6 protein-coding genes and 2 pseudogenes are annotated in these 13,557 nt (G+C 38.5%); all 8 read left to right on the forward strand.

Translation table 11 applies throughout. The features are described from left to right. The first annotated feature begins 17 nt into the window (after positions 1 to 17). The gene (gene dxr, locus I5435_RS05015) at positions 18 to 1,163 is read left to right on the forward strand and encodes a 1-deoxy-D-xylulose-5-phosphate reductoisomerase (RefSeq protein ID WP_025218805.1); all 1,146 of its coding nucleotides are present in this window, start codon (positions 18 to 20) and stop codon (positions 1,161 to 1,163) included. 46 nt (positions 1,164 to 1,209) lie between these two features. After that, a complete protein-coding gene (rseP, locus tag I5435_RS05020; protein WP_337983329.1) occupies positions 1,210 to 2,472 on the forward strand; it encodes an RIP metalloprotease RseP in 1,263 nt (420 codons plus the stop codon). Between the two features lie 210 nt (positions 2,473 to 2,682). Next, positions 2,683 to 4,389, forward strand: a complete 1,707-nt coding sequence (locus I5435_RS05025; protein WP_337983330.1) for a proline--tRNA ligase — start codon at positions 2,683 to 2,685, stop codon at positions 4,387 to 4,389. 274 nt (positions 4,390 to 4,663) lie between these two features. After that, positions 4,664 to 7,591: pseudogene (locus I5435_RS05030) on the forward strand (PolC-type DNA polymerase III); the annotation flags it as partial. Positions 7,592 to 8,310: 719 nt separating this feature from the next. After that, positions 8,311 to 10,137 (forward strand): group II intron reverse transcriptase/maturase, encoded by a 1,827-nt coding sequence (ltrA, locus tag I5435_RS05035; RefSeq protein WP_337983331.1) that lies wholly within the window; start codon positions 8,311 to 8,313, stop codon positions 10,135 to 10,137. A gap of 109 nt (positions 10,138 to 10,246) precedes the next feature. After that, positions 10,247 to 11,650: pseudogene (locus tag I5435_RS05040) on the forward strand (PolC-type DNA polymerase III); the annotation flags it as partial. 231 nt (positions 11,651 to 11,881) lie between these two features. Then, a complete protein-coding gene (gene rimP, locus I5435_RS05045) occupies positions 11,882 to 12,358 on the forward strand; it encodes a ribosome maturation factor RimP (protein ID WP_024361996.1) in 477 nt (158 codons plus the stop codon). A gap of 24 nt (positions 12,359 to 12,382) precedes the next feature. Then, on the forward strand, positions 12,383 to 13,516 hold the full coding sequence (nusA, locus tag I5435_RS05050) for a transcription termination factor NusA (protein WP_024361995.1): 1,134 nt from the start codon (positions 12,383 to 12,385) through the stop codon (positions 13,514 to 13,516). Positions 13,517 to 13,557 lie beyond the last annotated feature (41 nt).

Here is a 13,557-nt window from a genome sequence, read left to right on the forward strand (position 1 = left end):
AAAGGGGACGTTTTGTCGTGAAAAAAATTAGTTTATTGGGTGCAACTGGTTCTATCGGTTGGCAAACCTATGATATTTTAAAAGAACAACGTGATGCATTTCATCTTGTAGCGTTTTCTTCAGGAAAAAACATAGAAAAAACACGTGAAATGATAGAGACTTTAAAGCCTGAACTGGTATCGGTTCAGCTTGAGGAAGATGCACTTATTCTCGCAAAAGACTACCCGCAAGTACACTTTACATTTGGTGCAAAAGGGCTTGTAGAGGTTGCTACACATCCTGAATCGACGGTGCTCGTGAATGCAGTGCTCGGTAGCGTTGGTCTTGAATCGACACTAGCTGCTATTCGTATGGGCAAAACAATTGCGATTGCCAATAAAGAGACGCTTGTCACAGCAGGTCATTTAGTTATGGCAGAGGCAAAAAAATACAATGCTACAATTTTACCAGTGGATAGTGAGCATTCGGCTATTTTCCAATCGATGAATGGCGAAAACCCGAAAAATATTGAGCGTTTAATCATTACAGCTTCTGGAGGAAGTTTCCGCGACAAAACACGTGAAGAGTTAAAACATGTTACGGTTGCCGATGCACTTAATCATCCGAACTGGTCAATGGGTGCAAAAATTACGATAGATTCAGCTACTATGATGAATAAAGGGCTTGAAGTAATCGAAGCACATGTTTTATTTGATATGCCTTATGATAAAATTGATGTACTTTTACACAGAGAAAGTATTATTCACTCTCTTGTTGAGTATCATGATACTAGCGTAATTGCTCAGCTTGGTACGCCGGACATGCGTGTACCAATCCAATATGCATTAAGCTATCCAGATCGTATGCCGCTCCAAAATGGACAACGTCTTAATTTAGCGCAAATTGGTCAACTGCATTTTAAAGAAATGGATTTTGAACGGTATCCTGCGTTGCGCTTAGCATTCGAAGCAGGGCGTACAGGCGGTACCATTTTAACGGCAATGAATGCTGCGAATGAAGCGGCAGTTGCAGCATTTTTACAAGGGAAAATAACGTTCCTTGAAATTGATGCAACAATTGAACGGATCATGCAGGCACACAATAATGTATCCGTGCCAGATTTGCAAACAATTTTACATGTGGACAGAGAAACAAGAAAAATAGTGTTAGACATGGTAAAATAACGACAGGAAGCTTTCGTTAACTATTCGCTTTTAAAGGTGGGGTATTATGCAAACAGCCATTGCATTTATTTTAATATTTGGCTTGCTGGTGTTCTTCCATGAACTTGGTCACTTCCTATTTGCAAAGCGTGCAGGGATTATGGTGCGTGAATTTGCAATCGGTATGGGTCCGAAAATTTATGGCAAGACGCATGGGGAAACAATTTATACAGTCCGTTTATTGCCAATAGGTGGATATGTCCGCATGGCAGGCGAAGATATGGATGGTATTGAATTACAGCCTGGCTACCGTGTAGGGCTTATTGTCGATGAAGATAATATCGCCAAAAAAATTATCTTCAATCAAAATAATAGACAATTACCAGATTTATTATTTTTAGAGGTGGAACGAGCTGATTTAGAACGAGAATTATTTATTGAAGGCTATGATGAGGAAGAAAATTTAGTTCGTTACAGTGTTGCAAGAGATTGTGTTGTTGTAGAAAATGGCAGAGAAACCGTAATCGCGCCATATGATCGTCAATTTAACGCAAAAACCGTTGGGCAACGTGCAATGACCATTTTTGCAGGACCATTATTTAACTTTATATTAGCCTTTTTCATCTATTTGCTTATTGGTTTAATAAACGGTGTACCAACATACGAGCCGATTATTACAGAAGTGGTAGCAAATGATCCAGCAGCACAAGCTGGGATGCTTGCAGGAGATAAGGTGACTTCGATTGATGGACAAGCAGTTGAAAAGTGGCAAGATATAGCTGCCATTGTACAGAATCGCCCGAATCAAGAAATCAATGTAACGGTTGAGCGTGGTGGACAAATCGAAAACCTCAATATGACAGTGAAAGCAGTGAAGCAGAAAGGCGAGACGTTTGGACAAATTGGTGTTAAGTATGAAAGTCCGCGTGTTTATAACCCATTAAAAGCAGTGGTATACGGAGCTCAAGAAACGTATAATATGACGGTTAAAATCTTTGAATTACTAGGTATGCTTATTACAGGACAATTTACTATTGATGCATTATCAGGACCTGTAGGGATTTATAAAACAACGGAAGAAGTGGCGACATATGGCATTTTCGCCTTAATCAATTTTGCTGCTATGCTAAGTATCAACCTTGGTATTATGAACCTACTACCTCTTCCAGCATTAGATGGTGGCCGATTATTGTTCTTTGGCTATGAGGCTTTAAGAGGCAAACCAATTGATCGTCAAAAAGAAGGTATGGTGCACTTTGTAGGTATCGTCTTGCTGATGATATTAATGGTGGTTGTAACGTGGAACGATATCCAACGTTTCTTCTTCTAGCAAGCACGTAATGACAATTGGCTTTTATATTTCCAATATTTAGATGATACGTGACTGTTTATAACGTAACATCGAAACAAAGTTAGGCTAAAGTGAAAATAAAATGTAAAATAGCTTTGAGCGCAATTTTTTTGAAACATTGCGTTCAAAGCTAAATTTGTTTATGCTAATTAGAGTATAAATTTATTTATTAAAAAGGTGGAACACTGAATGAAGCAAAGTAAAACATTTATCCCAACGCTACGTGAAGTACCTGCTGATGCAGATGTAAAATCACATAAGCAATTATTACGTGCAGGGTTTATTCGTCAAAATACAAGTGGGGTATATTCGTATTTACCGCTTGCAAAACGTGTGTTAACAAAAATCGAAAATATTATTCACGAAGAGATGGAAGCCATCAATTCTATCGAATTATTAATGCCTGCATTGCAATCTGCTGAACTGTGGCAAGAATCCGGCCGTTGGGAAAAATACGGTCCAGAACTAATGCGATTAAAAGATCGCCATGATCGTGACTTTGCCTTAGGACCAACACATGAAGAGGTCATTACAACTTTAGTACGTGATGAAATTAAATCATATAAAAAATTACCATTAACACTCTATCAAATTCAAACTAAATTCCGCGATGAAAAACGCCCGCGTTTTGGCTTATTACGAGGAAGAGAGTTTATTATGAAAGATGCTTATTCTTTCCATGCTTCACGGGAAAGCTTAGATGAAACATATGAGGATATGTACCGCGCTTACTCTAATATTTTCTCGCGTCTTGGTTTAAACTATCGTGCAGTTATTGCCGATGCTGGTTCAATTGGTGGTAAAGGTACACATGAATTTATGGTACTTTCTGAAATTGGGGAAGATACAATTGCATACTCTGATACATCCGATTATGCGGCAAACATTGAGATGGCAGAAGTCACTGTAGAGTATCAACCAGCCAATGAAGCATTAAAAGATCTTGAAAAAGTAGCAACACCAGATCAAAAAACAATTGAAGAAGTATCTGCATTTTTACAAGTAGCACCTTCAAAGGTTATTAAATCATTAGTATTTAATGTTGATGGCGAATTAGTGGTAGTCCTTGCTCGTGGCGATCACGAAATTAACGATATTAAACTGAAAAATGCGCTAGATGCTGGTTCTGTAGAACTTGCTGACGAAGCAGCTATTCGTCAATTGCTAGGCTGTGGCGTAGGTTCAATCGGCCCAGTAAAATTACCTGTAGAGGTCAAAGTTGTTGCAGATCATGCGATTAAATCAATTCGTAACGGGGTAGCGGGTGCTAATGACGACGGCTTCCACTTAGTAAATGTTAACCCAGAGCGAGATTTTGCTGTCAATGAATACTTGGATATTCGCTTTATCCAAGAAGGAGACCCATCTCCTGATGGACAAGGGATCATTAAATTTGCAGAAGGTATCGAGGTTGGTCATATTTTCAAATTAGGTACTACCTATTCTAAAAAAATGAATGGAACATTTTTAGATGAGCAAGGAAAGGCACAGCCGTTTATTATGGGTTGCTATGGTATTGGTGTGTCACGTATTTTAGCTGCCGTAGCTGAACATTTCCAAGATGAAAATGGTTTTACTTGGCCAATACAACTAGCTCCGTATGACATTCATGTTGTACCTGTTAATACGAAAGATGAAACACAAGTTTCATTAGCAAATGAGTTATATGGCTTATTAAAATCATATCGCTATGATGTACTATTAGATGATCGTGCGGAACGTGCAGGTGTTAAGTTTGCAGATGCAGATTTAATAGGTTTACCAGTTCGTGTAACAGTCGGTAAAAAGGCAACAGAAGGTGTTGTCGAAGTGAAATTCCGTCAAACAGGTGAAACATTTGAATGGAAAAAAGAGGAAGTCATTGATCGTTTAAATGAATTTTTCCGCAAAAATTAATATCCTTTGGTAACATAATAGCCAAAAGATATAGATGTTCTTACTAGTAACATCTTTTGGAAGATGAATGAGGACAAGCAAACGAATTCGCGACACTCCTACGGGAAACCAAGCAAATCTCACTGCTATAAAAGCAAAGTGAGGCTTGCTGGAATAGCCCGTGGAAAGGGAGCGAATTTTTTTGCATCATAGTTGAAAAAGTATTTGCTAGATAACAATGAGCAAGTGGTGATTAGAGACTCTTGCCCATTAAAGTGAAAGTAGGTGTCATTGATTGGAACAGCAACAAGAAGCAAGACAAAGATTTCAAATGCTCTTGCAACAACTAGAGTTAACAGAAGATGTTTATATGTCCTTTTTTGAAGAAGGCGAATTAGCCCGTCTTACTGTGCATAAAAAAAATAGACTCTGGCATTTTAATATTAAATTACGTGGCATACTTCCATTTCCGTTATATCAACTATTTCGTACACATCTAGCTGAAAAATTCGCTGCTATAGCCCAAATCGAAACAACTTTTGAAACAGTTGAAAAAAATGTTACGGAAGAGCTGATTCAAGCGTATTGGTTAACCATTGTTGAGCAAATCGACGATATGGCACCAACCTTAAAAAATTGCCTTGTATCGCAAATACCGATGTGGAATGGGCAAAAAATTACGTTATCCTGCGTGCAGGAAATGGAACTGATGATGCTGAAAACGAAATATGCGGAAAAGCTAGCTCTTAGTTACAGTCAATTTGGATTTCCGCAAATTGCCTTTGATTTTATGCTGCAAGAGGAAACAGAAGAAATGCGTGAAGCCCAAGAAGCTTTTATCGAGCAAAAACGTTTAGAAGAAGCAGCGATGGCTCAACAAGCAATGCAAGACTTCCAAAAACGTGAACAGGACAAAAAGGACAATCCGGCATTGGCAGCCCTCGGTGATCGTCCATTTCAGCTCGGTATGCAAATTAAAGACGATGAAATTATGGAAATTAAGCGCATAGTGGAAGAGGAACGTCGTGTTATTATTGAAGGGTTTGTGTTCGATACCGAAATTAAAGAGTTAAAAAGTGGACGCTCACTTCTACAAATTAAAATTACGGACTATACGGATTCAATTGTTGTAAAAATGTTCTCACGGGATAACGATGATGCGGAATTAATGCAGCATTTGAAAAAGGGTATGTGGGTGAAAGTACGTGGCTCGGTTCAAACCGATACCTTTATTCGTGATTTAATTGTGATGGCAAATGATATTAATGAAATTAAAAAAGAAACACGACAAGACAAGGCGCCAGAAGGTGAAAAACGAGTAGAGCTCCATTTGCACACACCGATGAGTCAAATGGATGCAGTTACACCGGTAGATAGGTTAGTGGCTCAAGCGGCGAAATGGGGTCATCCAGCGATTGCGATAACGGATCATGCGGTCGTGCAGTCGTTCCCAGAGGCTTATAGTGCGGGCAAAAAACATGGCATAAAAATAATTTACGGTTTAGAAGCTAATTTAGTCGATGACGGTGTACCGATTGCGTATGCTTCTGAGCATCGTTCATTAGACGATGCGACCTATGTGGTGTTTGACGTCGAAACGACAGGGCTTTCTACTGCTTACGATACAATTATAGAGCTTGCAGCAGTAAAAATTAAAGGCGGACATGTGATTGACAAATACGAAAGTTTTGCAAATCCACATCATGCATTGTCTGCAACAACAATCGAATTGACCGGCATCACAGATGAGATGGTTCGCAATGCGCCAGAAGTGGAGCAAGTGATTCATGAGTTCCATGCCTTTATAGAAGACGCAATCGTAGTGGCACACAATGCCTCTTTTGATATGGGCTTCCTCTATACTGGTTATAAAAAATACGGTCTAGAAGATACGATTCACCCAGTAATTGATACTTTAGAACTTGCTCGTTTGCTCCATCCTACGATGAAAAATCATCGTTTAAATACATTATGTAAAAAATTCGGCATTGAATTAACGCAACATCACCGCGCCATTTATGATACGGAAGCAACAGGTTACTTATTATTGCATCTGTTAAAAGAAGCGGATGAACTCGGCATTAAATATCACGATGATTTCAATAAGCATATTGGCGGCGGTGATGCCTATAAAAAAGCGCGCCCAATGCATTGTACGATTTTAGCAGTTAATAATGACGGTTTAAAAAATCTATTTAAGCTTGTGTCTCATTCGCATACAAAAACTTTCTATCGTGTCCCTCGTGTAACACGCGCGACGTTGGAACAATATCGACAAGGACTGTTAGTTGGTTCCGGCTGTAGTAATGGTGAATTGTTTGAGACGATGATGAATAAATCACCTGAGGAAGCGGAACAAATCGCAAGGTTTTACGATTATATTGAAGTACAACCGAAGGCTGTATATGCTCCGTTAATTGAACGTAATGTCGTGCGCGATGAATGGACTATTGAGGATATTATTCGCAAGCTTGTGAAACTTGGCAAGAAGATGGGTAAGCCTGTAGTTGCTACAGGAAATGTTCATTACCTCGATCCGAACGATGCTATGTTTAGACAGATACTGATTGGTTCTCAAGGTGGCGCCAATATTTTAAATCGATCCAAGCTGCCAGCGGTTCATTTTCGCACGACGGACGAGATGTTGCAAGAGTTCGATTTTTTAGGTCCTGATCTTGCAAAAGAAATCGTCGTTACAAACCCGCAAAAAATTGCGAATATGATTGACGATGTAAAGCCGATTAAGGATGACTTATATACACCTAAAATTGAAGGTTCTGATGATGAAGTAACCAATTTAACGTATGAGATGGCCCATCGTATCTATGGTGAAGAATTACCAGAAATCGTTAAAGCTCGTATTGAGAAAGAGCTAAAGTCAATTTTAGGGCATGGATTTGGTGTGATTTACTTAATTTCTGCAAAGCTTGTGAAAAAGTCACTTGCGGATGGCTATTTAGTAGGTTCTCGTGGTTCCGTTGGTTCTTCATTAGTGGCAACCTTTATGGAAATTACGGAGGTAAACCCGTTACCACCGCATTATATTTGTCCAAATTGTAAGCATTCCGAGTTTTTCAATGACGGTTCTGTTAGCTCCGGCTATGACCTACCGAACAAAGATTGTACGGAATGTGGCACACCTTATAAAAAAGATGGACAAGATATTCCATTCGAAACTTTCCTTGGTTTTAAAGGAGATAAAGTACCTGATATCGATTTGAGTGCGACACGTTGCTAATTGAAAAGATTAGCCACCAATTTGGTAGAACTACTATTTCAAAGTATGGAATGACGGAGTAACGCCCTGAAACATACTCGCTGAAGCTACGACATGCAAGTGAATAACTGCAAAATTGAAACTTGTATGAAGCTCGTTAAAGTAGGCTGAAGTTCACCCAAACAGTACGGCTGTGGAAAGAGAGCAATCTTGTGAATGATAGGTCTGGCGTCTATAAACTTTCTATGGTTAGAATCAGTAGAATGACTGGGACGAACCCTCGACTGACTTTTCGTGAATGTCACGTAGTAGAAATGCTGCGGGGTCCAAATAGGACTTCTAGGTGTGGATGAGTAAGCGTTTGGTTATGAAAATCCATCGTGTGTTATAGGCACATGCTGGCCTAGCGGAATTTAGGGGGAACCTAAGGAAAGATGTACAGATAGAAATAGTGGAACGTGTGAAGCTCCTAACGTAAGAGGAAATTGCATTCCGCTGACGACGGTGTAAGGAAAGGCTATTAGCTATAACTTACTTAAAAGGAGTGGCAGTAGTGCCGTAGTACCAGTGAAGAAATGCCATAGATGACTGAATATCCAATAAGTCGGAGGACAAAACATTTCAGAGGGAAGGGCACAAGTCGTTAATGTTGAAAACAAACCTACATTAAAGTCAGATTCTAGTATGACTAAAGAGAACGAAAGCTTCGTCAAAGGAGTGATTAGTTGGCTGACCTAATGATACAAAAACTAAGAAACAACGAATATTTCGGTTTACAATCGATTTTCGATATTCTTTATAAAGAAAGTAAAAGTGGTCGATACTTTACAGATATCTATAAGATAATTATCTCTGAACAGAACATTTTATTAGCCTTTCGAAACCTAAAGAGCAATACAGGTAGTAAAACGAAAGGTACTAATGGACACACAATTAAACACTTGAATAAAATGAATGCTGATAAATTAGTCAAACTTGTCCGAAGAAGGCTTGAAGATTATGTACCACATGCTGTTAGGCGATTATTTATCCCGAAACCAAATGGAAAGATGAGACCTCTAGGTATTCCGACAATTGAAGATAGGCTAATACAACAAATGTTTTTACAAGTATTAGAACCAATTACGGAGGCAAAATTTAACCCACAAAGTTATGGTTTCAGACCTAAACGCAGCACACACGATGCATTGGCAAGATGTTATCATATGGTGAATCACAGCTATCAACACTTTGTAATTGATATTGATATCAAAGGTTTCTTCGATAACGTAAATCATAAAAAACTTATGAGACAATTATGGACGATTGGCATTCGGGATAAAAAAGTATTAGCTATTATTAAGAAGATGCTGAAAGCTGAAATACTAGGTGAAGGAGTACCGTCAAAAGGAACACCACAAGGTGGAATTTTATCTCCTCTACTCGCAAATGTAGTATTGAACGAGTTAGACTGGTGGATTTCGAATCAATGGGAAACAAAACCTACAAAAGTACCTTATAAGCTAAAACGCAACAAAACCGATGCTCTAAAGAAAACAAAGTTAAAACCAATGTACTTAGTTCGGTACGCAGATGATTTTAAAATATTCACAAATTCCTATGAAAACGCCCGAAGGATAAAAATAGCTATTGAAAAATGGTTAAAAGAACGATTGGGATTAGAGGTAAGTGAAGAAAAAAGTAAAATTACAAACTTGCGGAAAAACGGTACAGACTTTTTAGGGATTCGATTTAGAGCGGTATCAAAAGGAAATGCGAAAACGGGTTATATTGTAAATTCAAAAATGGACCCAAAAGCAAAAGAAAAGGTACAAGCCGTAATTAGACATCAACTTATTAAGCTAAGAAAGAATCCTACTCCAAAAAAGGTAATGAACTTCAATGCAAATATTTTAGGATTGCAAAATTACTACAAGATTGCTACTAGGATAGCGCAAGACTTTAATGAAATAAGGCATAATGTTCACCCTAATATCAAATCACTAATGTTCAGAAACATTTTTGTGAGAACAAAAGAAACAAATGGAGTGATTGATAGGTTTTATGGAGACTATAATTATCCTCGATTCAAAAGTAATGGATTATTGGTATATCCTATTGAAGCAATTCGACATGATATACGAGGACAACGCAAACCGGATTTTACGATTTATAACGCAAAAGATCGGCTTGCAATTCATAAAGGTTTAAAACAAGTGTCTGTTAGGGAAATTGAAATGTTTCGTAAAGGAATATATAAATCAAAAAGTGTTCTGTATGAAAATAACCGCTTAAGTAAATATGTAGCACAAAAAGGTTGTTGTGGTATTACAGGTGAGAGATTAACACCTCATCAAGCAATTTGCCACCATAGAAAACCAATAGCTCTTGGTGGCACAGATGAATATGATAATTTAATTATTATCAACAAGCAATATCATATGCTTATCCATCATTCAGACCCACTAACAAATAAAGAATATCAAAAGATAATTAGTAAATTCGAAGTAAAAGCAATTAATAAACTAAACAGGCTAAGAACGGAAGTAGGAAATCCAAAGCTTAGCCTCTAACTTTCAACAATATTAACGATGGAACGCCGTGTGAGTGTGAAAGCCTCATGCACGGTGTGGGACGGGGGAAAAGCTAGCGATGACTTCAAATGCTTACCTATCGTCATATTTCTCAGGTGAATACCAACCGCAAGCCCACAACTATACAAAAGTACTGTTTGGTGAAGATTATGTGTTCCGTGCTGGAACAATCGGTACTGTTGCAGAGAAAACAGCATATGGTTACGTTAAAGGCTATGCGAGCGACAATAACCTTCATTTCCGAGGTGCTGAAGTAGACCGTTTAGTACAGGGTTGTACAGGTGTTAAACGAACAACAGGTCAACATCCAGGTGGGATTATCGTTGTACCAGATTATATGGATATTTATGATTTCTCACCAGTGCAGTTCCCAGCGGATGCACAAGATTCGGAGTGGCGAACAACACACTTTGATTTCCACTCCATTCATGACAATATTTTAAAACTCGATATTCTTGGACACGATGATCCGACTGTTATTCGTATGTTACAAGATTTATCTGGCATTGATCCGAAAACAATTCCAACCGATGATCCGGTTGTTATGAAAATTTTTAGTTCACCTGAATCGCTAGGTGTGACAGAAAAGCAAATTGGGTGTAAGACCGGAACACTAGGCATTCCGGAATTTGGTACTCGATTTGTTCGCCAAATGCTAGAAGATACGAAACCATCAACATTTTCGGAGCTTGTGCAAATTTCTGGTCTATCACATGGAACAGACGTATGGCTTGGTAATGCACAGGAGCTGATACAAAATGGTACATGTGTATTAAAAGAAGTAATCGGCTGTCGCGATGACATTATGGTGTATTTAATTTACCAAGGGCTTGAACCATCTTTAGCGTTTAAAATTATGGAGTCTGTGCGTAAAGGGAAGGGCTTATCAGAGGAATTTGAAGCAGAGATGTTAGCAAATAAAGTGCCTGCTTGGTATATCGAATCATGTAAAAAGATTAAATACATGTTCCCTAAAGCCCATGCCGCTGCTTACGTTTTAATGGCAGTACGTATTGCTTGGTTTAAAGTGCATTTCCCAATCTTGTATTATGCTGCCTACTTTACCGTAAGGGCAGATGATTTTGATTTAATCGCGATGACGCAAGGTTCCCAAATGATTCGTGCAAGAATCGATGAAATTAATATGAAGGGCTTAGATGCTTCGACGAAAGAGAAAAACTTACTGACAGTAATGGAACTTGCACTGGAGATGTGCGAGCGTGGCATGAGCTTCCAAAAGGTGGACTTATATCGTTCACAGGCTAGTGAGTTTATTATTGATGGCAATTCTTTAATACCGCCATTCGATGCGATTCCTGGACTCGGGACGAACGTTGCCAAAACCATTGTAGCGGCACGTGAAAATGGCGAGTTCTTATCGAAAGAAGATTTACAGCAACGTGGACGTGTATCGAAAACATTAATTGAGTATATGGATCAATTAGGTTGTTTAGAAGGTATGCCTGATGCGAACCAGTTATCGCTCTTCTAATGTCTAAAATAAGGAAGTTTGCATTGTGACGTAAATTGTGCTATCCTTATGGTAATAATTTGTTGATAGTTTTCCAGCAAAAGAGTGGGGCATTCCCGCTCTTTTCTGTTGTTATACCGAAGCAAAACAAATTTTTTAGACTAACAGCAGGTAAGACCGTCAAATTTCACCAACATTACTGGTGGAATTTCTGTTTTATTACGCCTGAAATTGAAAATGCAGGAGGAAACAATGAGCAAAGTACCATCTTTAATTGAAGAACTTGCTACACCGATTGTCGAAGAGTTAAATCTTGAGTTGGTGAATGTTGAGTTTGTGAAAGAAGGACGTAACTGGTTTTTACGTGTTTATGTAGATACACCTGAGGGTGGAATTGACATTGGCCAATGTGCTCAAGTTAGTGAACGACTTTGTTTACTGTTGGATGAAAAAGATCCTATTACACAAAATTATTATTTAGAGGTATCTTCACCAGGTGCAGAACGTCCATTAAAAAAAGATACTGATTTTAAAAAAGCCGTTGGCAAATTTATTTATGTGAAAACCTATGAGCCCATTAAGGACATGAAGGAATTCCAAGGCTACTTAACGTCATACGATGAACATACATTAGTGATGGAAGTACCTATTAAAACACGCAAAATTACAGTAACAATTGAACAGGAAAAAATCGCTTTGGCACGACTTGCCATCGATTTTTCAGCATAATGCATATTTAGGAGTGAAAATAAAATGAGTAGTGATTTGTTAGATGCGCTAACGGCGCTGGAAGAACAAAAAGGAATTTCAAGAGATGTGTTAATCGAAGCGATAGAGGCAGCATTAGTTACAGCTTACAAACGCAACTTTAACCAAGCTCAAAATGTTCGTGTTGACTTAAACTTAGACAAAGGCTCAATTCGTGTATTTTCACGTAAAGATGTTGTTGAAGAAGTAGAAGATGACCGTTTACAAATTGCTTTAGAAGATGCGAAGGCCATCAACCCGGCTTACCAATTAGAAGATATTGTTGAACAGGAAGTAACGCCTCGAAATTTTGGGCGTATCGCTGCACAAACAGCGAAGCAAGTCGTTACTCAACGTGTACGTGAAGCAGAACGTGGCTTAATTTATGAGCAATACGTAGATCGTGAAGATGACATTGTAACGGGTGTAGTTGAGCGTTTAGATGCGCGAAATATTTACGTGGGTCTTGGTAAAGTAGAAGCTGCATTACCACAAAATGAACAAATCCAAGGTGAAACGTATCATCCACATGATCGTATTAAAGTATATATTACAAAGGTTGAACGTACGACACGTGGTCCACAAGTAATCGTTTCACGAACACATCCAGGCTTATTACGTCGATTATTTGAGATGGAAGTGCCTGAAATTTATGAAGGCATTGTAGAAATCAAGTCAATTGCTCGTGAAGCGGGAGACCGTTCTAAAATTTCAGTCCATGCACATAACGAAGAAGTTGATCCTGTAGGCTCATGTGTAGGTGCGAAAGGTGCACGTGTTCAAACAATTGTCAATGAATTAAATGGTGAAAAAATTGATATCGTTGAATGGTCAGAAGACCCTGTTGTATTTGTAGCAAATGCATTAAGCCCATCAAAAGTTTTAGATGTGCAAGTAAATGAAGAAGAAAAATCAACAACTGTTGTAGTACCAGATTACCAATTATCTCTTGCAATTGGTAAACGTGGTCAAAATGCTCGTTTAGCTGCAAAATTAACTGGATGGAAAATCGATATTAAAAGTGAAACAGATGCACGTGAGTTAGGGATTTATCCATCTGCAACAAGCACTTTCGTACCTGCTGATGATAGTGACTACGAAGAAGCTACAGTTGACTTATATCAAGACGACGAAGAATAAGTAAGAAAGCCCGTGTGACTGGTCACCTGGCTTTATTCAGT

Source organism: Lysinibacillus sp. C5.1, from assembly GCF_016350185.1.
GTDB classification, from domain to species: domain Bacteria; phylum Bacillota; class Bacilli; order Bacillales_A; family Planococcaceae; genus Lysinibacillus; species Lysinibacillus sphaericus.

Coding starts and splice junctions, on each gene's coding strand:
- nusA (WP_024361995.1), top strand. CDS start 12,383: ATGAGTAGTGATTTGTTAGATGCGCTAACGGCGCTGGAAGAACAAAAA.
- rseP (WP_337983329.1), top strand. CDS start 1,210: ATGCAAACAGCCATTGCATTTATTTTAATATTTGGCTTGCTGGTGTTC.
- I5435_RS05025 (WP_337983330.1), top strand. CDS start 2,683: ATGAAGCAAAGTAAAACATTTATCCCAACGCTACGTGAAGTACCTGCT.
- rimP (WP_024361996.1), top strand. CDS start 11,882: ATGAGCAAAGTACCATCTTTAATTGAAGAACTTGCTACACCGATTGTC.